This is a genomic window from Cytobacillus luteolus (assembly GCF_017873715.1).
In the GTDB taxonomy this organism is placed as follows: domain Bacteria; phylum Bacillota; class Bacilli; order Bacillales; family Bacillaceae_L; genus Bacillus_BV; species Bacillus_BV luteola.
Map to the genome: position 1 here is coordinate 191140 of NZ_JAGGKM010000004.1, position 26760 is coordinate 217899.

30 protein-coding genes and 1 other annotated feature are annotated in these 26760 nt (G+C 36.7%); of the genes, 2 read left to right on the forward strand and 28 right to left on the reverse strand.

Annotation, left to right across the window (positions count from 1 at the left end; translation table 11 throughout):
- Nucleotides 1-2: 2 nt before the first annotated feature.
- On the reverse strand, nucleotides 3-1583 hold the full coding sequence (gene nadB / locus J2Z26_RS13015) for an L-aspartate oxidase (RefSeq protein WP_193535584.1): 1581 nt from the start codon (nucleotides 1581-1583) through the stop codon (nucleotides 3-5).
- 121 nt (nucleotides 1584-1704) lie between these two features.
- Between nadB and J2Z26_RS13020 the strand changes: the two genes are divergently transcribed.
- Entirely contained in the window at nucleotides 1705-2838 is a 1134-nt protein-coding gene (locus tag J2Z26_RS13020; protein WP_193535585.1) for an IscS subfamily cysteine desulfurase, read from the forward strand.
- A 24-nt stretch (nucleotides 2839-2862) separates the two neighbouring features.
- Nucleotides 2863-3402 carry a transcription repressor NadR gene (locus tag J2Z26_RS13025; protein ID WP_193535586.1) on the forward strand — a complete coding sequence of 180 codons (540 nt, stop codon included), beginning with the start codon at nucleotides 2863-2865 and terminating at the stop codon, nucleotides 3400-3402.
- Nucleotides 3403-3447: 45 nt separating this feature from the next.
- Here J2Z26_RS13025 and pheA read toward each other — a convergent pair whose 3' ends face one another.
- The 27 genes from pheA to J2Z26_RS13160 form a co-directional block, all read right to left on the reverse strand.
- Nucleotides 3448-4314, reverse strand: a complete 867-nt coding sequence (gene pheA, locus J2Z26_RS13030; protein WP_193535587.1) for a prephenate dehydratase — start codon at nucleotides 4312-4314, stop codon at nucleotides 3448-3450.
- A 13-nt stretch (nucleotides 4315-4327) separates the two neighbouring features.
- Nucleotides 4328-4789 (reverse strand): ACT domain-containing protein, encoded by a 462-nt coding sequence (locus tag J2Z26_RS13035; protein WP_193535588.1) that lies wholly within the window; start codon nucleotides 4787-4789, stop codon nucleotides 4328-4330.
- 61 nt (nucleotides 4790-4850) lie between these two features.
- Nucleotides 4851-6137 carry a GTPase ObgE gene (gene obgE / locus J2Z26_RS13040; RefSeq protein ID WP_193535589.1) on the reverse strand — a complete coding sequence of 429 codons (1287 nt, stop codon included), beginning with the start codon at nucleotides 6135-6137 and terminating at the stop codon, nucleotides 4851-4853.
- A gap of 29 nt (nucleotides 6138-6166) precedes the next feature.
- Nucleotides 6167-6712, reverse strand: a complete 546-nt coding sequence (locus J2Z26_RS13045) for a sporulation initiation phosphotransferase B (protein ID WP_193535590.1) — start codon at nucleotides 6710-6712, stop codon at nucleotides 6167-6169.
- Between the two features lie 336 nt (nucleotides 6713-7048).
- Nucleotides 7049-7339: a 50S ribosomal protein L27 gene (rpmA, locus tag J2Z26_RS13050; protein WP_193535591.1), complete on the reverse strand. Its 291-nt coding sequence runs from the start codon at nucleotides 7337-7339 to the stop codon at nucleotides 7049-7051.
- A 12-nt stretch (nucleotides 7340-7351) separates the two neighbouring features.
- Nucleotides 7352-7684 carry a ribosomal-processing cysteine protease Prp gene (locus J2Z26_RS13055; protein ID WP_193535592.1) on the reverse strand — a complete coding sequence of 111 codons (333 nt, stop codon included), beginning with the start codon at nucleotides 7682-7684 and terminating at the stop codon, nucleotides 7352-7354.
- Between the two features lie 9 nt (nucleotides 7685-7693).
- Nucleotides 7694-8002 carry a 50S ribosomal protein L21 gene (gene rplU / locus J2Z26_RS13060; protein ID WP_193469875.1) on the reverse strand — a complete coding sequence of 103 codons (309 nt, stop codon included), beginning with the start codon at nucleotides 8000-8002 and terminating at the stop codon, nucleotides 7694-7696.
- A gap of 16 nt (nucleotides 8003-8018) precedes the next feature.
- Nucleotides 8019-8096: a sequence feature (ribosomal protein L21 leader region), on the reverse strand.
- Nucleotides 8097-8220: 124 nt separating this feature from the next.
- Nucleotides 8221-9681 (reverse strand): Rne/Rng family ribonuclease, encoded by a 1461-nt coding sequence (locus J2Z26_RS13065; protein WP_193535593.1) that lies wholly within the window; start codon nucleotides 9679-9681, stop codon nucleotides 8221-8223.
- Nucleotides 9682-9740: 59 nt separating this feature from the next.
- Nucleotides 9741-10607: a M50 family metallopeptidase gene (locus J2Z26_RS13070; protein WP_193535594.1), complete on the reverse strand. Its 867-nt coding sequence runs from the start codon at nucleotides 10605-10607 to the stop codon at nucleotides 9741-9743.
- The gene (locus J2Z26_RS13075) at nucleotides 10600-11391 is read right to left on the reverse strand and encodes a M23 family metallopeptidase (RefSeq protein ID WP_193535595.1); all 792 of its coding nucleotides are present in this window, start codon (nucleotides 11389-11391) and stop codon (nucleotides 10600-10602) included. Before J2Z26_RS13075 ends, J2Z26_RS13070 begins: the two co-directional genes overlap by 8 nt.
- A 113-nt stretch (nucleotides 11392-11504) precedes the next feature.
- Entirely contained in the window at nucleotides 11505-12305 is an 801-nt protein-coding gene (minD, locus tag J2Z26_RS13080; RefSeq protein WP_193535596.1) for a septum site-determining protein MinD, read from the reverse strand.
- A 2-nt stretch (nucleotides 12306-12307) separates the two neighbouring features.
- Nucleotides 12308-12991: a septum site-determining protein MinC gene (minC, locus tag J2Z26_RS13085; RefSeq protein WP_193535597.1), complete on the reverse strand. Its 684-nt coding sequence runs from the start codon at nucleotides 12989-12991 to the stop codon at nucleotides 12308-12310.
- Between the two features lie 72 nt (nucleotides 12992-13063).
- Nucleotides 13064-13573, reverse strand: coding sequence for a rod shape-determining protein MreD (gene mreD, locus J2Z26_RS13090; RefSeq protein WP_193535599.1), 510 nt, complete (start codon nucleotides 13571-13573; stop codon nucleotides 13064-13066).
- Complete coding sequence (mreC, locus tag J2Z26_RS13095) at nucleotides 13570-14436, reverse strand: rod shape-determining protein MreC (protein ID WP_193535601.1); 867 nt, start codon at nucleotides 14434-14436, stop codon at nucleotides 13570-13572. Before mreC ends, mreD begins: the two co-directional genes overlap by 4 nt.
- Nucleotides 14437-14708: 272 nt before the next feature.
- Nucleotides 14709-15713, reverse strand: coding sequence for a rod shape-determining protein (locus J2Z26_RS13100; RefSeq protein ID WP_193535603.1), 1005 nt, complete (start codon nucleotides 15711-15713; stop codon nucleotides 14709-14711).
- A gap of 122 nt (nucleotides 15714-15835) precedes the next feature.
- Complete coding sequence (gene radC, locus J2Z26_RS13105) at nucleotides 15836-16528, reverse strand: RadC family protein (RefSeq protein WP_193535605.1); 693 nt, start codon at nucleotides 16526-16528, stop codon at nucleotides 15836-15838.
- A gap of 80 nt (nucleotides 16529-16608) precedes the next feature.
- On the reverse strand, nucleotides 16609-17178 hold the full coding sequence (locus tag J2Z26_RS13110; protein ID WP_193535606.1) for a Maf family protein: 570 nt from the start codon (nucleotides 17176-17178) through the stop codon (nucleotides 16609-16611).
- Nucleotides 17179-17429: 251 nt separating this feature from the next.
- Nucleotides 17430-18536 carry a hypothetical protein gene (locus J2Z26_RS13115; protein ID WP_193535607.1) on the reverse strand — a complete coding sequence of 369 codons (1107 nt, stop codon included), beginning with the start codon at nucleotides 18534-18536 and terminating at the stop codon, nucleotides 17430-17432.
- 123 nt (nucleotides 18537-18659) lie between these two features.
- The gene (locus J2Z26_RS13120) at nucleotides 18660-19100 is read right to left on the reverse strand and encodes a type II secretion system protein (RefSeq protein ID WP_193535608.1); all 441 of its coding nucleotides are present in this window, start codon (nucleotides 19098-19100) and stop codon (nucleotides 18660-18662) included.
- Nucleotides 19101-19148: 48 nt separating this feature from the next.
- Nucleotides 19149-19883, reverse strand: a complete 735-nt coding sequence (locus tag J2Z26_RS13125; protein ID WP_193535609.1) for a type II secretion system protein M — start codon at nucleotides 19881-19883, stop codon at nucleotides 19149-19151.
- Nucleotides 19883-20464 (reverse strand): PilN domain-containing protein, encoded by a 582-nt coding sequence (locus J2Z26_RS13130; protein WP_193535610.1) that lies wholly within the window; start codon nucleotides 20462-20464, stop codon nucleotides 19883-19885. The genes J2Z26_RS13125 and J2Z26_RS13130 overlap by 1 nt, the downstream gene beginning before the upstream one ends.
- Entirely contained in the window at nucleotides 20464-21459 is a 996-nt protein-coding gene (gene pilM / locus J2Z26_RS13135) for a type IV pilus biogenesis protein PilM (protein ID WP_193535611.1), read from the reverse strand. The genes J2Z26_RS13130 and pilM overlap by 1 nt, the downstream gene beginning before the upstream one ends.
- A gap of 29 nt (nucleotides 21460-21488) precedes the next feature.
- On the reverse strand, nucleotides 21489-22247 hold the full coding sequence (locus tag J2Z26_RS13140) for a prepilin peptidase (RefSeq protein WP_193535613.1): 759 nt from the start codon (nucleotides 22245-22247) through the stop codon (nucleotides 21489-21491).
- A 65-nt stretch (nucleotides 22248-22312) separates the two neighbouring features.
- Nucleotides 22313-22750, reverse strand: a complete 438-nt coding sequence (locus J2Z26_RS13145) for a type II secretion system protein (RefSeq protein WP_193535615.1) — start codon at nucleotides 22748-22750, stop codon at nucleotides 22313-22315.
- 87 nt (nucleotides 22751-22837) lie between these two features.
- Nucleotides 22838-24046 carry a type II secretion system F family protein gene (locus J2Z26_RS13150; protein ID WP_193535616.1) on the reverse strand — a complete coding sequence of 403 codons (1209 nt, stop codon included), beginning with the start codon at nucleotides 24044-24046 and terminating at the stop codon, nucleotides 22838-22840.
- Nucleotides 24047-25087, reverse strand: coding sequence for a type IV pilus twitching motility protein PilT (locus J2Z26_RS13155; protein ID WP_193535617.1), 1041 nt, complete (start codon nucleotides 25085-25087; stop codon nucleotides 24047-24049).
- Nucleotides 25088-25096: 9 nt separating this feature from the next.
- A complete protein-coding gene (locus J2Z26_RS13160; RefSeq protein ID WP_193535618.1) occupies nucleotides 25097-26758 on the reverse strand; it encodes a GspE/PulE family protein in 1662 nt (553 codons plus the stop codon).
- Nucleotides 26759-26760: the final 2 nt, after the last annotated feature.

Consider the following 26760-nt stretch of genomic DNA (forward strand, 5'->3'; position numbering starts at 1 on the left):
CTTTAATTCGCCCCTTTGACCAATTCTTGAAAACCTATTCCGTCTTTTTTAATCGTTCTTGAAAGATACCTTTTTAACCACCTTGAGTCACTAACTGGATAATCAATCCGATAATGGCCTCCTCTACTTTCTTCTCGTTCCAATGCTGAAGAAAGGATGAGCCAGCTTGTTGTTAACATATTAATCACTGTATACGCAGACCTTGATGCGTTTACAAGGAGTACGCCATTCACCATATCCTTATTTAAGTAGGACTCAATCCATTGTTTAGCATAAATTAAGCCCTTTTCATCTCTTTCAATACCAGCATAACGAGACATTAAATTTCTAATTTCATTTGCTGTTGGCAAACTACTCGTTCCACTTGAAGAACGTTGTCTTTTGGCAAAAAGGAATGGTCTTCTTCTTTGCTTAGGAGCACTTATTAATCTTTTTGCTAGTAAACTTGCAAACACAATTCCTTCAAGTAGTGAGTTACTAGCAAGTCGATTCGCTCCATGAACACCTGTACACGCCGCTTCTCCTATAGCATATAGTCCATTAATAGTTGATTCGCCATATAAGTTCGTCTTTATTCCTCCCATTAAAAAATGAGCTCCTGGTGCAACGGGGAGTAATCCTTCTTGTAGGCTGATACCTGCTTTTTCACATATTCCTGTAATCGTTGGAAACTTTATCCTAAAGTTTTTAATCATGGATATATCAAGAAAAACTAAATTTCCGTTTATATACTCCTTATGAATTCTTCTAGACACGATATCTCTTGGAGCAAGGTCTTTTAAATCATGAACACCCTCCATAATGTATTTACCTTTGTCATTCACTAGAAGAGCTCCTTCTCCACGAACAGCTTCTGAAATAAGCCCATGACTTTTACCATCTTTAAATAGCATTGTTGGATGAAACTGAATGAATTCCATATCCGTTATTTCTGCTCCCGCTCGATATGCAGCAGCTATTCCATCCCCTGTAATAGTAATGTCATTAGATGTTACAGAATATAGTCCTCCGCAACCTCCTGTCGCAAGTACCACATGATTTGCATAAAAAGAGGTTATTTCATTATGATTATTAAGGCTAGTCACTCCAACACACTTTTCATCATGTATAATTAAATCTAAAATCATTTCATTTTCATTCACGATTACTTTTTGGTCTAACTTTGAAAAGAGATAATTCATTAATGCTTTACCAGTACTGTCTCCTCCAGCATGTAGAATACGATTTTGAAGATGTGCACCTTCTAGACCAAGTACTAGATTTCCATCTGAATCACAATCAAATGTCATTCCATCATTCATTAATTCTCTTATACAACTAGGTCCAAGCTCGACTAATGTTTTAACTGCTGCCTTGTTATTATGGTAACATCCTGCACTCATTGTATCTTGAAAGTGATTTTCCCAATGGTCACTTGGACTGATTGCTGCTGCAACGCCCCCTTGGGCTAACATAGAATTACTATTTTCAATTTTAGACTTTGTGATGATTCTCACATTCATATGCTCACTTAATTTAGTGGCAAGATTTAAGGCTGCAATACCACTACCGACAATTAAAACATCTGTATATTCGAAAGGCATTTTGCCACCTCTTCTTTACTAGTGTCTTGACACCTATATTTACATATATTTAAAATAATAACAAGTGTTTTTTATAGTTTTATAGTTTATAGTATAAAGAAAAATCGGAAGGACGGGGCTTATGATCTATTTAGATTATGCTGCAACAACACCAATGAGGGATGAATCTATACAAGCTTATAGTGAAGTGGCTAAAAAGATATTCGGGAACCCAAGTAGCCTTCATGATCATGGAACATCAGCAAAGAATGTTTTAGAGGGATGTCGAGAGGAACTAGCAAAATTAATAGCTGTACCAAAAAGTGGAGTATTTTTCACAGGTGGTGGTTCTGACGCAAATATCTTAGCGATACAGTCACTGTTACTTGGCAACAAACATAAAGGTAAACACCTTATTACAACTAAAGTTGAGCACTCATCAGTCAAGAATCTGTTTAAGAAACTTGAAGATGAGGGTTATACTATCACATATTTAAATGTCACTTCATCAGGTGAAGTTAATCTTAAAGAGTTAGAGCAATCAATTACTGAAGAAACTGTTCTAGCTTCCATTCATCATGTTAATTCAGAAATAGGTGTTATCCAACCTATTCATGAAATCGGGAAAATCTTAAAAAAGCATGATATTCTATTTCACAGTGATTGTGTACAATCATTTGGGAAAATTCCAATAGAAATTAAAGAAGCAAACCTGGATAGTATTTCAATTTCTAGTCATAAAATTTACGGGCCAAAAGGAGTAGGCGCTGCTTATATAAACCCTATGGTAAAATGGAGTAGTGTTTTTCCAAATACTAGTCATGAATTTGGATTTCGTCCAGGAACAGTAGATGTCCCAGGGATTGCTGCTTTTGTGATTGCCGCACAACTTATATATAATGAAATGACTGATGAACAACAGAGATTACAAACCTTACGAACACATTTAATTGAAGAAATAGGTCATTTACATCTTCCTATTGAAATCATAAATCGGGCATCCCTTCATTTACCTACAATTTTAGGGCTACTCATTGAAGGAATAGAAGGACAATATTCAATGTTAGAATGCAATCGACACGGAGTCGCCATTTCGACTGGAAGTGCCTGTCAGGTTGGTCAACAAGAACCATCAAAAACAATGATAGCCATTGGAAAAACCCCTGATAAAGCAAAGCAATTTATACGGTTATCCTTTGGCAAATACACAACAATTGAAGATATTGATTTCTTACTAAAAATCATGAAACAGATCATAAACAATTTTAGACTTTAAAAGTGGATCTTTAAAGGAGTGACAATGGTGAAGGACGACAAGAAAATTCTTGGGGAAAATAGACGTGAGCTCATCTTAAAGTGGTTAAAGGATTCCAGAGAACCAATTACAGGAAGTGAATTATCCACAAAAACGAATGTAAGTAGGCAAGTTATAGTACAAGATATATCTTTACTTAAAGCAAGAAATGAACCCATTTTGGCAACAAGTAATGGCTATTTTTATTTAAAAAATGAGCTAACCAAGGAAAGTTTTAGCCGTGTTGTGGTTTGCCAACACCCACCAAGCCAAACTCAGGAAGAATTAACTCTAATTGTGGACCATGGCGTTACCGTTAAAGATGTAAAAATAGAACATCCTGTCTATGGTGACTTAACGGCCTCGATAATGGTTAGTAATCGTCAGGAAGTAAATACATTTATGAGTAAAATAAATGAAACGAATGCAACATTTTTATCTGAACTTACAGATGGTACTCACCTTCATACATTAGAAGCTTCTTCAATTGATAAATTGGATGCAGCTTGCCAGGCCCTTAAGAAAGCAAATATCCTGATTGAATAAGATAGAATGTAAAAATCCCTTACTAAATTTTTGTAAGGGATTTTTTTAGTTTGCATGAAAGAAAGGATACGAACCTAAAATAGTTACAGAGCAGCCAAGAGCTTCAAGTTCAGCAATTGCCCCCGGAACTAATATTTCATCTAAAATAGCATCTATATCAATGATAAAAAAATAATTACCTAAGCCTGTTTTCATTGGTCGTGATTCAATTTTAGAAAGATTTAATTTTCTCCATGCAAATGCAGATAATACTTGGTGAAGTGCCCCAGCTTGGTCCGAAGGTAAGGTAATCATTAATGTCGTTTTCTGCCCTACTGGTGAAAGATTACTAGGAGGAGATATCGAGTGTTTCTCCTTTTGAAGCACAACAAAACGCGTATGGTTGTTTTCATAATCATGGATGTCTTTTCTTACAATTGTAAGACCATACTCCTTAGCAGCCAATTCGTTAGCAATCGCTGCTATATTCTCTTTTGGATGTTCAGAAACATATTTAGCAGCTGCTCCAGTTGAAGTCATATACTCATAGTTTGTTTGATTAAACTGACCATGTAAAAATTTATGACACTGTGCTATTGCATGTGAATGTGAGTAAATACAGTTTACATCATTCCATCGCATTGTATTGTCTGGATGAACCATTAGCTGCTGCCTTATTGGAACAGTTAGCTCAGCGATAATTCGTGCGGGCTTTTCATGGATTAAATAATCGAGTGTTAAATTAACGGACCCTTCGATCGTATTTTCTAAAGGAACTACAGCAACTTCAACTTCTCCCGCCTGGATAGCGTCCATGCATTCAGGAATCGTTTGATAGGCCACACCGACTTCGTCAGGGAATAAAAACGTAACTGCACTTTCTGTAAATGTTGCTCTTGGCCCTAAAAAAGCAATCTTTCTTTTCTCTGTCATTCTTGCTTCCCCCTTAAGCCCCTGTTCCAAGTACATCTACTTTATCTATAAAATCTAGACGTTTTAACTTTGATAAGAGATCTGTAATATCTTCAGTCATACCAGTTGTATTTAAAGAAAGTGTAACATTTGCCTTTCCTCTTAACGGAATCGTTTGATGAATCGTTAATACATTACATCCTGCAGCCGCAACAACACCTAATAACTGAGAAAGAGTTCCTGAACGGTCTTCTAAATGAAAAAAGAGCGTAATAATTCTTTCTTTAACTACGGTATGAAAAGGAAAGACAGTATCTTTATATTTATAAAATGCACTACGACTTAAATCAACCATTTGAACCGCATCTGCCACCGAGTTAGCCTTGCCACGATCAAGTAATTCCTTAGCTTCAAGTGTTTTTTTTATGGCTTCAGGAAGAACATCCTCACGCACTAAATAAAATTTTTCATCTACTTTTTTCTGCTTATTATTCAATACCTATCCCCACTTTCAAAGGGATAAGAAAAGGCACTATTGACGTGCCTTTTCTTGACCACTATTCTACAAATTCAAATTCATAATCCTCAAGCTTTACAGTATCTCCGTGTTTTGCTCCTTTTTCACGCAAAGCAGCATCAACGCCCATACCTCTTAATTGTCTTGCAAACCTTCGAATAGACTCTTCACGCTGGAAGTTCGTCATTTTGAATAGCTTTTCAATCTTATCTCCAGATACGACAAATGTACCGTCGCTCTCTCTCGTAATTTTAAAGTCAATCTCTTCTTTTTCATGCTTATAAAGAACTCTGTGCTCGGTATCCTCTTCCTCAACCTCCATTGGAAATTCAGGTGTTGTTTCTACCAGATCTGCTATTTCGAAGAGTAAATCACGAAGCCCTTGTCTTGTAATAGCCGAGATAGGGAAAATCTTCACGTCCTCATTTAATTTTTCCTTGAAGACTTTAAGATTTTCATCTGCATCTGGCATGTCCATTTTATTGGCTACAATAATTTGAGGTCTTTCCATTAGTCGAAGATTATATTCTTTAAGTTCATCGTTAATTGTCAAATAATCTTCATATGGATCACGACCTTCCATACCAGACATATCGATTACATGCACAATAACCCTTGTTCTTTCGATATGGCGAAGAAATTGATGCCCTAGTCCTACACCTTGGTGCGCCCCTTCGATAAGTCCAGGTAGGTCTGCCATTACAAAACTACGACTATCTTCTGTTTCTACAACACCCAAGTTAGGAACAATTGTTGTAAAATGATATTCAGCAATTTTTGGTTTTGCAGCAGATACGATAGATAGTAGAGTTGACTTACCAACACTAGGGAAGCCCACAAGACCTACGTCAGCTAATACCTTTAATTCTAATATTACGTCTCTCTCTTGTCCTGGTTCTCCATTTTCAGCAATTTCTGGTGCTGGATTTGCAGGTGTAGCGAAACGAGTATTCCCTCTTCCACCACGACCACCCTTTGCAATAATGGCCTGCTGTCCATGTTCAGTTAGGTCTGCAATTACTTGCCCTGTACCTTCTACGGTTACAACAGTCCCAGGTGGAACTTTTACAATCATTGGGGAAGAATTTTTCCCATGCATGCCCTTAGACATCCCATGTTCTCCACGTTCAGCTTTAAAATGACGTTTATAACGGAAATCCATTAGTGTACGAAGTCCTTCTTCTACTTCGAAGATAACATCTGCACCTTTACCTCCGTCACCACCCGCTGGTCCTCCATTGGGTACATATTTTTCTCGGCGAAATGCGACCATACCATTCCCGCCGTCTCCGCCTTTTACATAAACTTTGACCTGATCGACAAACATTGTTTCCCTCCGTTCGCTTGCCTAAATGTTTAAGAACTTTGCAGCCTTAACACAACAAGCATTTCATCTGTTTGTACTTGATAATCTAAAATTTGAAAGAAGCTCTCTTCGGATCGTTGTTTTTTAAACCAATTCCTAACTACTTCTCTATCTGTTATTATTCCACTAAAGTCAAAAAAGAAACGGAGTTCATCATTAAATGTCTCTATCGAGATGCTTAGATTATTATCATTGTTACAATCGATTGAATGGTCTAACACAGAAAAAAACTCAATACACCAGTTATGTAACGAATCATCATATTCCGAACAATCTTTTAAGTCGCCTACTATTTCGTACTCAAGTCGAAAATGATGCTGTTCCCAGTTGTAGGTCATTAGCAGCTCGGCAAACTTTTGCATTTTTAAGTTGGTTAAGTGCGATTCATTCTGGGATTCATGAACGATCTCTTCGATTATTTCTTTGACTCTGTCTATTTTATTTAAAGATAGATTACCCTTTAATAATTGAATTTTATTAAGCCAATCGTGTCTTGAATGGCTTAGAACTTCAACAACATTCCATTCCTTTTTCATCAGCAATTCTCCAAATCATTAGAATCTTATCTGAAGAAATTATAACAAACATTGTGAAATATGACTAATAATACTTAGTTTTGCCGTATGGAAGAGCAGTTTGCTTTCTAATTTGAACTTTGACCGTTTCTTTACACTGCAGGCACTTGCTTTCCGCGGGGAGGGATATGAGCCTCCTCGGCTTCGCCTGTGGGGTCTCATACTTCCCTCAATTCCCGCAGGAGTCAAGTGCCTTCCGCTCCAATTCACTAATTGTATCCTATAAAATCTCTTTATAGTATAAGGGCAAAAAAGAAAACTCTAACCAGAAAAGGTTAGAGTTTTTCTTTAAAGAGCTTACGCTTCTTGTGCAACTGGATATACGCTTACTTGTTTACGGTCACGACCTAAACGCTCAAATTTAACTACTCCGTCAATTTTAGCGAATAATGTATCGTCTCCACCACGGCCTACGTTTGCACCTGGATAGATTTTTGTACCGCGTTGACGGTAAAGAATTGATCCACCTGAAACGAATTGACCATCAGCACGCTTAGCACCAAGACGTTTCGAGATTGAATCACGACCGTTTTTAGTACTACCTACTCCCTTTTTAGAAGCGAAGAATTGAAGGTCTAATCTTAACATGACTTTCACCTCCTACTTTGTTGAGATTTTAATGTATTGTCCGTAATCATTTTCGATGGTTTGTAAGGAAATTAACATTCCTTCTAAAAGAAGTTGTACCTTCTCATTTGTGTTCTCTTCCAATTCGGTTGGAATCACACAGCGGAGAAAGCCACCCTCGCCACCCTGTTCAATATCAGGATTTATTTTAGTTAAGGCTAATATAGCATTAATAGCACCAATCGAAACTGCCGATACACCAGCACAAACAATATCTGAGCCATGCTTTGCAAAGTTAGCATGTCCATTGATTGTAAACGATTCAATATGCCCATTACTTTGGCGATTTATCGTTACTTTGATCATTGTATGACCTTACGCGTTGATTTTTTCAATAACAACTTTAGTGTAAGGTTGACGGTGACCTTGTTTACGACGGTAGTTTTTCTTAGCTTTGTATTTGAAAACAGTGATCTTCTTAGCACGACCATGTTTTTCAAGTTTAGCAGTAACAGTAGCTCCTTCAACAGTTGGAGTTCCAACTTTAACGTTGTCTCCACCTACGAATAAAACTTTGTCAAAAGTAACTGTTCCACCTTGTTCAACGTCAAGCTTTTCGATATAAATCTCTTGACCTTCTTGAACTTTGATTTGTTTTCCACCAGTTTCAATAATTGCGTACATAATTGCACCTCCTATAATATGGACTAAGACTCGCCAACGACAGGCGCTTCCAATGGGAAATCTTATTACCTGAGCTGAGCGGTTGTAGCAATGGGTGCTACAAACAATAACATCAAAATGTTACCACTAATACTATGCAATGTCAATAAGTATTACTAGATTAACAACATGTAAAATAGAGGCAACTTCATGCCCCTACCAGTGACAACTATTATAGTTTACAGTAATTTAATCCGCTCTTCAATCTCTTTTTTCGAACCTACATGACGAATTGTATATTTACGATCAGTTGTTTTTTGTATAGTTAGGTATATCGCTAAATTCAACGTTTCTTCTAACCTTTTTTTATGAACACCTTTTTCACCAGTAATACATCTGATTACGGATTCAGGTGCCTCTATCCAAACGGCTTCATAGTCCTTGCCTTTTAGCTCCCAGAGTTCGCGTTCAATTTTATAAGCGATGGATTCAGCGGATAAGACCATTCCTGTCCCTTCACAAGTTGAACAAGGTGAACATAGAATTTCATTTACCGTTTGATAAACTTTTTTCCTAGTTAATTCTACTAAACCTAGCTTTGTAAACCCTAGAATCTTCGTATCATTAGGATCTGCTCTTAAGGCCATTTTAATGGTGTCTAACACCTGATGTTTATCTTCTTGAAACCTCATGTTAATAAAATCAACCACTATAATTCCACCAATATCCCGTAACCGAATTTGTCTTGCTACTTCTCGTGCTGCTTCTATATTGGTTTTTAATATGGTTTCCCTTAAGTTAGTTTTTCCATGAAATTTACCGGAGTTCACATCAATAACAGTCATGGCCTCTGTGCTTTCGATAATAATATAGCCACCATTATCTAACACAACTGTTTTATTTAGACACTTCTCAATTTCATGCTCCACTCCATAATAGGAGAATATGTTCTCGCTTCGGCTATATGTGCTTATTTTTACATTATCTAACATTACTTTAAGCCTTTGGTAGAAGGAGAAATCATCTACTACGATTTCTTCAATCTGTCCAGCTATTACGATATCACGTGCTCTTTCTTCGATGCTACCTTTATCAAATAAAAGGCTAGGAGTTTTCTGCTCATGTCCTCGTATTTTCAGCATGGATTGATATTTACTACGAATGTAAGATAATTCATTTAAAACTGTATCTTCATGTTCTTTTTCGCACGAAGTACGTATAATAAGCCCTTCATTCTCAGTACAATGAGCCGTTGCAAATGCATGCCACTTATCACGTTCTTGCTCATTTCTAATTTTTCTAGACACTGAGACAGTCTTACCTTCGGGCTGATAGATTATGTAATCACCCTGAATCTCGATTAACCTCGTAAGTTTTGGTCCTTTTAGTTCACTACTGTCCTTTATCACTTGTACTACTATTTCCTCACCTTGATGTATTAGTTGGGATATTCGTTTTTCTTTATCCGGATTTTGAATAGAAGGAAATTCATCTATTGGTAAATATCCATTTTTATCAATACCTATGTCTACAAATGCTGCTTCCATACCAGGAATAACATCGATTACTCTTCCAGAATAAATATTACCAACTAGACTTTTCCTAGCGGGCTGGATAAGAATAAATTGCTCAACTTTATTATTTTTAACAATCGCGCCACGTTTTTCTGATGAATTTATATTTAGTACTAATATGCTCAAAGCTAGAACCTCACTTCATTATCTCTTACCGATAATTAAACAGATAATTAGAAGTGAGGTCAATATGGATAGATTAAATCTCCAACGTGTTCTGTAGTACGCCTTTCATTAAAGTAAGCATGTAACACTTCGTTTTCATCAAGTGGCACATGATGTTTACCCTTTTTGCTTATTATTATAGAATGTTTATTCCCGCGATAAAACTTAACAAGTACTTCTTGTATTGTTTCTTTTTCATCAACAATTAGAGGTGTTAACCTTTGTATCTGAGAAGCATCCCCATAATACCGTTCTAGTAAAAACCGCATGAAAACAAAATGTCGTTGTCTCCACTCCATCACAATTGAGAAGAGTAGAAATGTAATAATCATCCATAAATGAAGTTGAGAAGGTGAGTAATACAGGACAGCAAGTATAAATAGACCAACACCGATAATCGACAATTGTATGGTCATCTTATGTGCATCACTAAAAGGTTTTTTTAAAGAAAATAATAAAAGTAAAAGTTTTCCACCATCTAATGGCCAGATCGGTAGCAAATTAAAAAACAAAATAACTAGGTTGTGAAAAATAAATAGATCAAGTGTTTCTGCAGAAATAATAGAAAATGCATAAAAAATATAGCCTATAAAGACAAGGACTATATGTGTGATTGGTCCAGCTAATATAACAATTAACTCTTCTTTAATGGGACGGTTGCCATGCTCATCCATTTCGGCAACTCCTCCAAAAGGTAGAAGTTGGATTTTTTTAATTCTCCATGAAAAAAAATGGGCACCTGTTACGTGCCCCAATTCATGGATGAATACAATGAGAAATAGCATTAATAGCTCCTTAAAATGAGCAGTTATAATTGATATTCCTATTACAACCCAAAATAGTGGATGTATTTTAATTTTTAATAATGTTTCCATCAACTTAGTCAAACGATATCACCTGTATAGGATCAATAAAGGACTCACCCTTTTTAATTGCGAAATAATAGGTTCCTTTTTGTCCATCTTCACTATCTACCACTTTACCTACTGCCTGCCCAGTATCTACAAATTGATATAAAGTTACATCGATTGATTGTAGTTTTGCATACCAAGTATGGGAGCCGTCTGCATGTTGAATAATGACTGTTTTTCCTAAATCATCTTTATTTCCAACAAACGTTACGACACCTTCGTCAACGGCTTCAACCGATGACTTACTAACCGTTTCTACGGTTATACCCTGACCGTTTACTTCAAAACCTTGAAGGACCCTTGCATTTGCTGGCACTGCGTATTGGCCAGCTGGCTTTACTTGGTTTTCTTGCTCCTCTTTGCCTGTACTAGATGTAGGAAAAATAGCAAGAGGGCTACCAAATCTCTCTTCATACATCGTTGAAATAGCTGCAAATTGGAAATCGTTCTCCATCGTTTGTTTAACAAACTGTCTTGTCCCCTCTAATTGTGGAGATTGATTTTTATAGAGGATTGCTACAACCAATATCAAGCAAATTGAAAATAATATTTTAAACATAAATACTTCTTTTTTGAACAAAGGATGTCCTGAATCAGACGGACTTCCTTCATATGATGAAAATCGTTCATGCCCAAATTTTTCTTCATCCCTAACAACAAATGGAGAAGGGTCCCTAAGAATTGTTGAGCCAGACGTGCTCTGTCTACTTTGTTTTCTCTTTGCGATTCTTCTTCTGATTTCATCCGCTCGATTACTCATATCTTTACACCATTCCCTTATAAACGAAGTTTGTACAATTTTATGACTTGTCCGGGGAAGATATGACTTAAGAATCATCGAAAAAGAAAAAAGCCTTGCAGTAATTGCAAGACTTAACGTACACCAAAAAACTTTTTAAGTTTTGTAAACATCCCATTATTAGCCTCATCTAGAGATTGAAGTGGAATGGACTCACCTAATATTCTTCTAGCAATATTTCGATAAGCAATTGCCGTTTTACTCGTTGAGTCAAGAGCAATCGGCTCACCATTATTAGATCCCTTAATGACAGCATCATCATCCGCAACGATTCCAATTAAATCAATGGATAGATGAGTAACAATTTCATCCACATCTAACATATCCCCATTTTTAACCATATGATTACGAATACGGTTAATAATTAATTTAGGGGGTTCAATTTCTTCTTTTTCAAGTAAACCTATAATTCTATCAGCATCTCTTACAGCAGAAATTTCAGGTGTGGTCACAACAATCGCTCTATCAGCACCGGCTACTGCATTCTTGTAGCCTTGTTCAATTCCTGCAGGACAGTCAATAATAATATAATCATAGTCTTGCTTAAGTTCAGCAATAAGCTTTTTCATTTGCTCTGGAGATACTGCTGACTTATCACTTGTTTGTGCAGCAGGTAATAAATACAATAGATCGTCAAAACGCTTGTCCTTAACTAGTGCCTGGTGTATTTTACAACGATTTTCTACAACATCTACTAAATCATAGATAATCCGATTTTCTAAGCCCATGACCACGTCCAGATTACGCAAGCCAATATCTGTATCTACTAAACATACTTTTTTTCCAGCTAACGCAAGGGCTGTTCCAACGTTTGCAGATGTAGTTGTTTTACCAACTCCGCCTTTACCTGATGTAATAACAATAGCCTCTCCCACCGTTACATACCTCCTTCTAACCGTGTCAAATTGGGTCTAATATGTGTTAACAATTGAAGACGATCTACGACAATCAATCCATTTTCATCAATATACGCACATTCCATCTCGTTTGTATCATCCTGATTGTAATCAGGTGCCCTGTTCATAATATCACTAATACGAAGCTGTGAAGGACGCATAATCGATGCAGCTATAACAGCTTGTCCATTCCCATTACATCCCGCATGAGCAATACCTCGTAATGCACCTAAAATAAATATATTGCCTTCTGCTATAACGGTTCCTCCGGGGTTAACATCACCTATTAACAATAAATCGCCCTGAACCTTTAGAATCTGTCCAGACCGGACAACCTTAGCTGCCGAGACAATTTCACTCTCTCTTTTTAATTCAAGTGCTTCCTCTTTAGTCAGTATATTACTTTCTATAGAATCAACAACTAAATGCTTTTTATTACGTATAAGACCACGTAACTGTTCCTGTTGTTCATTTGTAACATACCTATTTCCTACCTTTAAGCGAACTGGTAGTAAGGGCCCATCTTCTTCATGACGTTGATTAACTAAAAGTTTCTCTTCTAGCTCAGCTACTAGATCCTGAAATGAACAAGAATCATCGAGATGTAACGTTAAACCGTCTTTTGTGCCTTTTATTGTCACATATTGTTGTTTTTGTCCTTTCATGACGTTCACCTCAACGATTAATATTTCAACAAAAGGGTTCCATTTTCCTCTATCAATTCATTAGTTTTCATACTATTCCGTGACAGAAAGTCTCACCAATAACCTTTTAAATGGATAACATACTATTATTACAAATACACTATTTAAAACCAATGTTGAAAAAAGTCGATCACTTATAAAAAGAGATATATTCATATTTGTAAATCCAATAATTAGATTAACAGCATACACATAAAATTCTAGCAAAGCGACACCAACAATACTTATAACTGAAATAATAAATATATTAGTCTGAAGTATTTTTACCGCTTTGGTTAGAACATACGAAATAATTGGATAAGCAAACATATAAACACCAATAATTTCAGTATATACCATGTCAAATAGTAGTCCAAAAATAATAGCATATACTAAACCTAGCAAATGATTATAATAAACTACTATAAATACAAGTGCGATCATAACAAAATGTGGAATAAATAATCGGTCTACATTAAAAAGCGTAGATGGTAATAAATCGACAAATACACTCTCAAGAACAAATAGTATAGTTAAAAGAAGTGGAAGAATTAGTTTTTTCACCCTTCTTCCCCCTCATCTTCTGGTTCAATCATTGTGCGTTCTACTACGATAACATGGTCGATTTGATAAAAGTTAGCAGCAGGTCTCACATAAGCCATTTTAGTTAGCCCATGGTCCTCAGGTACGACCTCAATTACTTCACCAACTAGAAGACCTTCTGGGAATACTCCACCTAAACCTGATGTGAGCACTTTTTGCTCTACTTCAATTTTGGCGTCAAACGGAATTCTTTTAAATAAAAGCGCCTCTTTTTCCTTATCGTACCCCTCAATCAACCCAAATGTATCTGTATCTCCACTTTGTATATAGGCAGATATTCGATTCTTTCGGTCAGGGGCACTTAATAACTGAATAGTTGATGTAAATTGTGAAGCATGTTTTATTTTACCAATTAGTCCACTTGCCGTAATAACAGCCATGTCCTGCTTAATACCATGTTGTCCACCCTTATTAATAGTAACAACTTCATGCCAACGATCAGGGTTTCTAGCTATTACAGCTGCTTGTATCGAATTAAAGCCACGTAAACTTTCGGTTTTATCTAATATCTCTTGTAGTGTTTTATGCTCGTTTTTAAGATCTTGAAGTTCGGTTTCTAGCAATACATATTCATCTAGTTTAGACTTCAATAGTTTATTCTCTTCATAGGTATTTTTTAGATCGTTCACGTTGCTAAAAAAATGAGAGATGGAACGGGCTGGCTTGTGAATGATTGATTGTACCCAGCCCATTGAGTCTTTTACAAATTGTTCGGGCCATGATAGACCTTCACGTTCTTTTAGTGAGAAACCAATCAATGCCACCAGCACGATAATACTTACAAGCAATAATATTAGACGTTTATTTAGGAAAAATTGTGGCATGATTAACACCCTCTTGTTCTAATACATTAACGAAATCTTGATTTACTATTTTGCAATGTTATAAATACCTGTTGATTTCTGCTCCAGGCACTCGCTTTCCGTGGGGAATCTTGAAAAGCCCAACTACCGGCTTTTCAAAATCGGATTCCCATCGGGCGGTCCGTGAGCCTCCTCGGCGCTTTACGCCTGTGGGGGCTCACTTTGACGCGCTTCTCCCGCAGGAGTCTAGTGCCTTCCGCAGAAATCAACATAGTATCAAATCTCAATCTAGCCTATTTTTTAAATAAATGGATATGGTCTAGTGCTTTACCTGTTCCGATTGCAACGCAGTCTAATGGGTTTTCTGCGATTAGTACAGGCATGCTTGTTTCTTCACTGATTACCTTGTCCAGGTTGCGTAGTAAAGCTCCTCCACCTGTGAGGACAATTCCACGGTCCATTATATCAGCTGCAAGCTCTGGTGGCGTTTTTTCTAATGTGTTTTTTACAGAATCAACAATCGCATAAACTGTATCATGTAAAGCTTTGGAAATTTCCTCTGCTGTAATTTCAATCGTCTTAGGTAGACCTGTTAATAAATCTCTACCTCTAATTTCCATATTTTCTACACCCTCTGGAGAGCTTGCTGACCCAATCTCCATTTTGATTGCTTCGGCTGTACGATCACCAATCATAAGGTTGTAAGTCTTACGGATGTATTGAACCATTGCATCATCCATTTCATCACCAGCAACACGAATTGACTGGCTTGTAACAATACCACCTAAAGAGATAATTGCCACCTCAGTCGTCCCACCACCGATATCTACAACCATACTTCCAGTTGGTTCCCAAACAGGCAGGTTAGCTCCGATAGCTGCTGCAAATGGTTCTTCAATTGTATATGCATCTCGCGCACCAGCTTGTCTAGTCGCGTCGATTACTGCCCTCTTCTCAACTGCTGTAATTCCAGATGGTACACAAACCATCACATATGGCTTACGTGCAAAAAAGCTTTGGTTTTTAACTGCCTGCTTAATGTAATATTTCATCATCGTTGCAGTTGTATCGTAATCTGCAATTACTCCGTCCTTCATTGGACGTAGAGCTACTACATTTCCTGGTGTACGGCCGATCATATTTTTCGCATCGTTCCCCACTGCAACGATTTGTTTTGAGTCAGTTTGCATTGCAACAACAGATGGTTCCCTTACAACAATCCCTTTTCCTTTTACATAGACAAGAGTATTTGCTGTTCCTAAATCTATTCCAAGGTCACGTGTACCAATTCCAAACATATTATGTATCTTCCTTTCTGATACGAAATACCAAATGAGTGTTTTTTATGTTTTTTTATAATGTTTTACTTCAAAAACCCATAACAAATATTATATCGTACTACTATTAAAAAGGATAGTGCTTATACATACCCTTTTTCCTTGAGGCTGACATATTTATGTTCACCTATAATTAGATGGTCCAAAAGTTCTATTCCTAAGATTTTTCCACATTCCGCTAAACGTTTCGTAACCTCAATGTCCTCTCTGCTTGGTGCTGGGTCACCAGAAGGATGGTTATGAATGCAGATGATTGATGCTGCTGATCTTCTAAAAGCTTCTTTGTATACCTCACGAGGATGAACAATCGAAGCATTTAGACTGCCGATGAAGATAGTTTGTCGATGGAGTACCTGGTTTTTGGTATTTAAGTAAAGACACACAAAATGCTCCTGTGACAGAAAGCGCATGTCGTCCATTACATATTTGGCTCCATCTTCTGGTGAGCGAATAACATAACGGTCTTCATATTGAAGTCGGCCAATTCTTCTACCAAGTTCAATAGAAGCCATAATTTGAACAGCTTTTACTTGACCGATACCTTTTATCGCTGTAATCTCTTCAACAGTTGCATCCTTTAGAAGCCTTAATCCTTCAAAATGATTTAATAGACGGTTAGAAAGTTGTAATACCGACTCTTTCTTTGTCCCAGTTCTTAATAAAATTGCTAGTAACTCTTGATTGGATAAATTTGAGGAGCCCTCTGAGAGTAAACGTTCTCTCGGTCTTTCATCATGTGGAAAATCACGAATTAATAATGGAGACTCAGTTTGCATTTTATAAAATTCCTCCTGGAGCCTCCTAATAGCCTTATCATGTTCAAAAGTTAATAGATTTACGCCAATTACCCGTGGGTTTAATTTGCCTTGAACCCTAATTTCTGAAGTTCACGAATGGTGCGGGAAATAGGCAATCCAACCACTGAAAAGTAGTCACCGCTAATCCTCTTAACCAATACTGAACCGAGCTCTTGTATACCGTATGATCCAGCTTTATCTGCTGGTTCACCACTGTTAATATACTTCCAAATTTCTTCATCCGTTAATTCCCAAAATTCAACTTCTGTCCGTTCAAAAAAAGTAACTGCGTCTTCACCAACGATGATAGCTACACCTGTTAATACTTCATGAACTTGGCCAGATAGCAGCTTAAGCATAGTATATGATTCCTGTTTATCCTTTGGTTTCCCTAAGATTTGATGGTCATATACAACAATTGTATCAGCCCCTAAAACAAAATCATTCGGATATTTTTTCGCAACGTCTCTAGCTTTTTGTTCTGCTAGTGACATTACAACTTGTTCAGGCACTAACTGTGGATCAACGACTTCTTCAATATCACTCACTGATATCTCAAAAGGAGTTTGAAGATTATTTAGAAGTTCTTTTCTTCGAGGAGAGCCTGAGGCTAAGATGAGGCGTTTCATATAGTAATCACCCTTCTCATTTTTATTTCTTACAGATTTGGAAGATACTTTACTATCGTACCAAAGAAACATGACAATAAACAATTTACCAAAATTGAATTTTACTACCAAATTTAGTGTTCAACAAAACGGTATTTTTATGAAAAGATTTCTAATTCTTAATGAAAAAGGTTAAAAAAAGGAACGTTTCCGCTCCTTTTTCGGCTATTTTCTAAGTGAAAATTTAATTTTATATAGTTTGAGAATTTTTATTAAGAAAGAGTATTCACCCATAACTGATAATCTCGAAGGGCATCTAATAAAGCCTGTTGAGATTGCCAAAGTGAAGCTTTATCTTTCGTTTCATAATAGGTGTTTAGTATTTCGTAGCCCTTTGTTATATTTGTCGAAAACGATTGTATATGTTCGCTTACTTTGTCTTGTTCAATTGGTTTTATCTCTTTGTAAAGACCTACTACTTGCTGCCATTTTTCACTAGTAATGTCAGAACCAGCTATTAAACTCGATGAGATTGAAGCTAGTTCATTATAAAGAGGGATTGTCTTTCCAATATATTGGCTCTCAATCTCAGGTACATTTTGATAGTCTCCACCATTGATGGTTATTGGTTTAACAAAATGTTCTGTATTATTTTCAGCATATACAGAACTCATCTGTTTTACTAGGTCAACATTACTACCAATTCCACCTAGAACAATATATGTATCTGCGTTTTCAAGAATCACAGCAGAATACCCTAGATTTTTTATCTTATCGACAATTAGCTGACCAGAATCTAAAGTTGAAAAAATTCCAGCTTGAATGACTACAGGATTTAGTGTACCCACTTTAAATGGTATGGTGTTGACACCGTCCTTCTGCTTGTTATCATCACTTGCTGTTGGTTTCTCTTCTTCCTCACCTGCTGCTTTTTGCCCAACCGTTCCTCCCTGCGGATTACTAGATGATACCTGTTCCTGAATAATGTCATCTGTTAATAGATTTAGAACAATTAATCCAAAACCTGTTCCAATCAATACACCTAATACAACTGAAATCAAAAAGGACTTTGAAGGTAAAACTGACTTTGGGGTAAAGTTTTTCTTCCCAAACCCTTTAAATTTATTATTCTTTTTACTACTCAAGTTTCTTACATCTTCGATTGCTACAAATGGTTGGCTTCCTTTTTCATCCCCACTTGTTGTCGGAAGTACCCAGGCGAAATCATCTTCCTCTGCTTCTTTGGCAGCAGCTACTTCATGATTTTCATATGTGTCAAGCTCAATATCTAGCTTTTTTTCTTTTTCTACTTTATTTACGTTGTATTCACGTTCTTGTCCATTAATTTTTATTGAGATACCTTGTTTTGGCTTGTCCACACCATTCACCACCTTTATATTTGTCGAACGGGACAATCACTTTCTACCATGCTACCATAAGATACAAAAAAAATAACAAGACATTTGTCGTCTTGTCGGTAAAGGTTTTCGTCAAATTTTTCACTAATCATTTATTATTATGGATTCAACAGTGATCGAATCTAGAGATAGTGCTTCTCCGTTGCCACCGCAAATGCTTCGCTCAAAGCCTTTTAAACAAATGCCTGTAAGTTGATTTTGTTTATATTCAACAAAGGATGCATTTGTGTCACTATAACGGCTACCTGTATCTGGATCTTTAATATATTCTATGTACTGACTATCTATTAACATCTTATAGGTAATTTTTGATGGGGGTGTTTGTTGCTGTAGGTGTAAATCACGAACATATAAACTTGCTGCTTCTTTTAAAGCGTGCGCATTGCCTACCATCGCCCGATCCTTTGAAAGTTGGACAAGATTAGTCATTGTTGGAATCGCAACAGAAGAAATTATCCCCAATATTACAATCACTGCTAATAATTCTATTAAAGTAATTCCTTTTTGATTTCTATTAACAAGCATAGCCACTCTCCTACTAATTTTTCTATGAAAAGCTCGGACTTGCCGAGCTTAGTCATTATCCTTTATTCCTGTTGGAAACGGATTTCTTTTATTACTAGGAAGTGGTGTTTCTAATGTTGGAAGATCATCTACTAAGTCAGTTAGACTAGGTAAGTAAAAAGTAGAAACAGTAAGTGTAAAAGGGATAGGATTGATCTCTTGTTCAATGGAAGTAATCTCTTCTGTTCCTGCAAAAACTAAATTCTCAATTTGGGTTATTCTCTTTTGAGATTCTAAGGTTGTTATAAACTCTTCTAGAGCGAAATAGTCAGGAGCAACAACAGATAGATTGACTGTTATCTTTTCTAACCCCGCAGGAAATTGAGCGTTTTCCTGTTCCTGAGCTTCTTCTGCCGTTTCATCATTATTATTCATATCAACATACTCTTCTAATGTATTTTGTGGAGTTACTTCTGTCTCACCAAAAGACATATTTGAAATAAAGCTATTTGATACAACCTCTGCTTTTTCTAGGTCAAGTAGAAATTGTTCCAAAATTGGCTTAACAGGAACCCGCTTTTGTAATTCTATCGTACTTTCATATGTTTGATTTTGCATTTGTGCAACTCTTGTTTGGACAACTTCTAAGAGTTGTTTCTCTGTTTTCAAGTCATTTTCAAGTCGGTCATGTTCAGTTTCTAACGGCTTTATTAAAAGAAAATAGAGAAAAACGAAGAGTAATAATATCAACAAACTAGACATTAAAATGATAACTAGTTGCTTCTTGGATAGTTGTTTTGCCATTATTCTTCCTCCTTTTGGAGTTCATCTATGGCTTGTTTATTAATCGTAAGATCAAATTGTGCAATGTACCTTGGTAAGTAGCCTTCAGCTTCTTCAGTGCCAATCTGCTGTGTTTGAATATCTAGCAGTGATGCAGCTTCTATTAGGTCAGATTCTGTTAAAGACTTTAGGTAATATGCTACTTCTCGATTTGTATCAAATTGAACTGAGATTGAGACTGCACCTTCTCCAGTGTAGGATAATGCTTGTAAAAATCCTCGTTCTGGTAAAAGTCCTATTAAATGCTCTAATATAGGCACTGTCTCTGTTGGATAGTTCTTCACCCACTCAACTGCATTTTCTAACTCAATAACAGAAGAGGAGGACTCAAAATCAACAATTTTCTGCTGTTCGATTGCTGTTAATTCTCTAGTCATTGCTAGTTCATTGTTTAACTGATCAATTTGGGATTTATGATGGTTCATAACCACGATTAATAAAATACTTAGGACTAAAACAATAAAAAGGATAATACCAGTAATAATGTACTTTGATGTATTCTTTGTTTCCTTCTGAGGTAATAAATTGATATCTACTAACATCAGCGCACCTCTTTTAAAGCTAACCCTAGTGCTAAATGTAATTGCTGTGGGATTTGCTCTCCATTACTTGTTGCTACTTTTTCAGAATCAATTGTATCTACTGGTAAGTCAAAACGTTCTTTAACATCCTTAGCAACTTTTCTAAATAATGGGTAATCACCACATAAGTAAATTCTCTCAATTCCCTCTTTTCCTTGTTTCAAAGAAAAACGGTAAAAATTCATTACATTTTCTATTTCTTTGTATACGTCAAGAAGCTGCATAGATAGCTCTTGTTCATCACCAACCCATTGATACTGGTGTTCACCTGAAGTAGTGTAATGATTATCCCAATTTTCATATATACCTTCGATGGGAAGATGTCGCATAAAAATAGGCTTATGATTATGAAATATACTAATGTTGACCATATGTATATCAAATTGCACTAACATAATGTGTTGATTATTTCGTGGATTTTCAATCTCGAAATATAATCGATATAAACATAACGCTGAGATATCAGCTGAAGTTGGTTTTAGTTTGAGCTCTGAGAATAACTCCGAATATTGAGTAACTATTTCTTCAGGAGCAGCAAATAATAGGACATCTTTTTTCTCCCCAGAATCCTTTATGACAATTGCATCAAAGACAGGATCTTCAAATGGAAGATGAATAGTTGTCCCTAATTCTAGATACAAATAGCCTTTTACCTCATCATCTTCAAGGTCACCAGGGACCTGTACTGTACGAATGACAACAAAAGCATCTGGTACAGTAAAGCGCACATTTCTTTTTTTGATTCCCCAATCCTCAATACATTCCTCTAGTATCGTAGACAGTGTGTCTCTATCAATAATTTTACCGTCTCGTATTAATCCTTCAGGAATATACCGTTCAGCCGAATGATTAACAATAATAGGTGAAGTTTGTTTCAATTCTATATAACGAATAACATGGTCTTTTAATATGATGTTGGCTGTTCTGTGGTTACCTGAAAGAAAATTGAAGACCATCGTGTAAAAACTCCTTATAGCGTTGTTTGTTAGTAGATAAAAAAGTGAAGATACCAGTGTATCAGTTTGTCACCGAAGAAATAAGCTACTAGTGTTCCAATTATAATAGAAGGGCCAAAAGGGAAGGGCTTCCCTCTTTTTACTTTTCCGGTTAACATGCCGAGCCCTCCGAGAAGTGTACCTGAAAGAGTTGAAAGAAAAAAAGAGAGTAAGACTAGCTTCCACCCCAAGACAAACCCTAGTAACGCGAATAATTTTATATCTCCGCCACCCATTCCTCCTTTGCTTAGATATGCAATGAGTAAGAGGAGGGTAAATCCAACTAGGGCACCTAGCAATGAATCCCACCAAGGTGTTAGTGGTATAAACATTCGTTCTACTAGAAAAACGAAAAAGAAGAACATTAAGACTTTATCTGGAATAATCATATAATGTACATCTGACACAAAGATTATCATAAATAGTGAAATCAAGGTCCAGCAGATAATCAATTCCTTTGACCAGCCCACCAGAAAAGGTGAAATCGTAAAAAGAATTGCCGTCATTAATTCAACAAATGGGTAAATTGGCGAGATTGGTGTGTTACAAGATTTACACTTTCCTTTTTGGAACAAATACGAAAAAACAGGGATTAACTCCACTGCTGTTAATTGGTGCTTGCAATTTGGACACGCTGAACGTGGCGCGACGATTGATTGATTGTTTGGTACTCTAAGGCCTACGACGTTGTAGAAGGAGCCTAGGAGGAGGGCTACTAACAATATATAAGTTGATATTACTAATTCCATAGTTTTACCTCTATAGTTTCACAACAACCCTTAAGGGTTGTTGTGAAAAAGTAGTATATAACCGATTAATCTAGATCTCCTAATGTAGCTCCGTCTACAGCAGTTGCAGGTAAGTTCGCCTGTTGCGCGATAGCAGTGCCATCTATATTATCTAGTCCGTTTGCATCATGACCATTAATTAAGTAAGTAACTGTTCCATCTGCTAAAGTCATATAAGACACTCTATATGTTTCATCATTAACGTTTTCAAGGTATTCTCCCAAGTCCGCATGAGTTAAATGTGTCGGAGGAGTACTTCCATTAGTTGCTGTATAAAGCTTAGCAGAATTTAATATTTGAACAGCTTCTGCTTTAATAGCATCATTTTGTGTTTTCTGTATTATCCCACCAATACTCGGCACAGCAATCGCCGAAATAATCCCTAAAATAACAACTACAGCTAGTAGTTCTATTAATGTCAATCCACGTTGATTTTTTAAGTGTGTTCTCATTTTCTTAAACATTTGCTTCATCCTCTCCCATATAGTAATTTTGTCCTATGTGTATTATAACATGACAAAATCAAACACGTTATTGTTTTTTTCTGGTTTTTACATCTGAATTTTGTTAAAGATGTCGAACATCGGAACTAGTATTGAGGTTACAATTGTACCGACGATTCCCGCTAAAAGTACAATCATAAGTGGCTCAATAAGGGATTTAAGTCGGTCCGTACTACTTTCTACTTCAGCCTCATAGAAGTCAGCTACTTTCCCTAGCATTTCATCTAAAGAACCTGTCTCTTCACCAATCGCGATCATTTGTGTAACAAGTGGTGGAAAAGCCCAATGACGTCTCATCGGTTCCGTTAAGGATTGTCCTCTTTCAAGAGAGTCCCTTGACTCACGGATAACTTTGGTAATCACTTCATTATCCACAACATCCTCTACAATAGTTAAAGCCTGCAAGATTGGAACAGCACTTGAGAATAGTGAGCTTAAGGTTCTAGTCATTCTTGCTAATGCAGCTTTCTGAAGCATGTTACCGAAGATTGGCATTCTTAACGAAAAATAGTCTATAAAGTACTTACCCTTTTTGTCATTTCTTAGTACCAGGAAACCTCCATATAACGCAAGTGCAACTAGAATGATTAGCCACCACATTTTTTGCATAAACGCACTCGCATTTAGGACAAATTGAGTAATTGCAGGAAGCTCAGCTCCAAATCCAGCAAACATATCAACGAAAGTTGGAACAACTGCTACTAAGAGGAACATAACGACGATTGCAGCTATGATTGCTACCGTTATAGGATAAGCTAATGCAGATACAATCTTCTGTCTCGTTCGATGCTGTTTTTCATAATGAACTGCAAGGCGATCAAGGGTTTCGTCCATGTTTCCACCCGCTTCACCTGCTTTTACCATACTGATAAACATTGGCGAAAAGATTTTTTTATGCCTAGAAGCAGCTGTTGACAGGGGATTTCCCTCTCTCAAATCTGCTTCGATTTCAACGAGGACCCTTCTTAACTGTTTGCTTTCCGTTTGTGCTGATAAAATCCTTGTTGACTCAACAACAGAGACACCTGCTTTTAAAAGGGTAGAGAATTGTCTCATAAAAATAACAAAGTCTTGAAGTTTTACCGGATTTCCAATGATAATTTCTTTCGTTAACAATGTTTCTGGAACCTCTTGTATCTCTATGACCCTTATACCTGTTTCCTGTAGTTTCCCTATTACATCACGTTTTGAAGGACCAGTAATAATACCTGATTTTTTTCCTTTTTTATCTCTGCCTTGATAACGGAATTTTGGCATCTATTCTTGCCTCTCCTGTAAAAATGGTTGTGCTGCTTCGGCTGAAATCACACCTGCTTGGACATATTCTTTCAAACGAACTTCTAGTGTATGCATTCCTTGTGTTCGGCTTGTTTGCATGACACTAATAATTTGATGAATCTTTTCGTTCCGAATTAAATTAGAAATGGCAGAGTTATTAATTAACACTTCTGTAACTGCTTTTCTTCCTTTTTTATCTGCAGTTGGAAATAATCGCTGTGAGAGAATTGCAACTAGCACAGAGGCAAGTTGTATTCTAATTTGTGCTTGTTGTGTGGCTGGGAATACATCGATTATACGGTCGATTGTAGTGGGTGCACTCGATGTGTGTAGTGTTCCAAACACTAGGTGACCTGTTTCTGCTGCAGTAATCGCAGTATGAATCGTTTCTAAGTCTCTCATTTCCCCAACAAAAATCACATCAGGATCTTGCCTTAATGATGCGCGAAGTCCGTTAGAAAAGTTTCTTGTATCAAAGCCAATTTCTCGTTGGTCGATAATACAATTTCCGTGTTTATGTAGATATTCGATTGGATCTTCAAGCGTAATAATGTGCTTCCTCATTGTTTGATTCATATGATCAATCATTGCAGCAATCGTTGTCGATTTACCACTTCCTGTAGGTCCTGTCACTAATATCAACCCATGTGGTTTTGTCACTAATTTTTTCAAAACATATGGAAGTTCAAGCTCGTCAATTGTTGGAATTGTTGTTGGGACAACACGGATGGCAAGTGCTATGCAAGACCTCTGAAAAAAAGTGTTTACACGGAATCGTGAGACCCCAGATATCCCGTAGGAGAAATCTAGCTCTCCTTTTTCAATAAACTGTGGCCACATAGCATCAGAAATAATCGACTTTGCCATACCTTCTGTATCAGCCGGTTTCATTATCTCTTTTCCGTATTTTTTCAACTCACCATTAATCCGAAGTACAGGAGGTACTCCGACTGTTAAATGGATATCTGAAGCCTTTAATTCAAAAGCTGCTCGTAATAGAAGATCAAGTTTTGTTTTCATTTCATTCACCTACTCTGGCATTACCACTCTTAATATTTCTTCAGTTGTTGTTAAGCCTTGTTTTACCTTTAGTAGTCCATCATCAAGCAGGAAGATGGTTTTATTTTTCATGGCTAATTCCCTTAATCTTGAAAGTGATTCTCCATTCATAATCACTCGACGGAGCTCATCATTTATGACAAGTAATTCATGGATTGCAATTCGACCTTTGTAACCAGTCATATTACAAGTTCCACATCCTCTTCCTCTAGTAATTTCAGAAACCGTAATCCCTCTTTTTGAAAAAATCTCAAGCTCCCTTTTTGTAGGTGCTTGTATTTCTGAGCAGTCTCTACAAACTTTACGTACTAGTCTTTGAGCTACTACACCATTTAAGGATGATGCTACTAAGAATGGTTCTACTCCCATATCCATTAACCTTGTGACCGTTCCAATTGAATCATTCGTATGTAGAGTACTTAAAACAAGATGTCCTGTTAAAGATGCTCGAATTGCTACATCTGCCGTTTCGCGATCGCGTATTTCTCCGACCATAATAATGTTTGGATCTTGACGTAAAATCGATCTTAATCCCTTTGCAAAGGTCATACCAATTGTTGGGTTTACCTGGATTTGATTAACACCTTCTAACTGATATTCAACAGGATCTTCAATCGTAATAATGTTAACTTCCTCACTATTTAAGCGATTAAGAGCTGCATAGAGTGTAGAAGACTTCCCTGAGCCAGTAGGTCCAGTAATTAGTATAATTCCCGTTGGCTTTTCAATAAGGCTAAGAAAACGACTATGATTCAATTTGTTAAATCCTAGTTTATTAATATCATTCAGCGCGCTGCTTAAATCTAAGATACGCATTACTATTTTCTCACCAAACACGGTAGGCAACGTAGAAATACGTAGATCAACTGGATGAAACTCTAAATTCATCTTCATTCGACCATCCTGAGGCGTACGATGCTCTGTGATATCTAAGTTAGACATGATTTTTATACGTGCTGTTAACACACTTTGCATATGTTTAGGGAGTGTTCTTTCTGTCCTTAACACACCATCCACTCGGTACCGAACAATTACCTTCGTCTCCTGTGGGTCAATATGTATATCACTCGCACGTAGCTGGATTGCATTTTGAAGAATTTGGTTTACTAATCTAACAACAGGCGAGTCATTATCGGTAATTTTATCTTCCTCAACAGGTTGACCTACCTTTATTTCACTAAGTAACTCATCCATACTATCATCTATATCATAGTACTTTGTTATTGCGCGAAGAATATCATCCTTTGTAGCAATTGCAGTTTCGATCTGAAAGCCGGTAGTAAGACGCAAATCATCAATTGCATAGAAGTCCATTGGATCTGACATAGCTATGAATAATTTATCTCCATCTTTTTTTAAAGGGATAAGTAAATTACGCTTTGCGAATTCCTTTGGCACTAAGGATGTTAACTTAGGGTCAAATGGGTATCTAAATAAGCTAATATGAGGAATTCCTAGCTGAAACTCGAGGACCTCAATTAATTGTTGCTCTGTTATAAATCCCTGTTGTAACAGTGCATCTCCTAGCTTTTGTGTTTCACTTTTTTCTTTTAATGTTAATTGAAGCTGGTCTTGCGTAATTAGACCAGCTTCAACTAATAAATCCCCTAATCTTTTTCTGACTTGTTTCATTT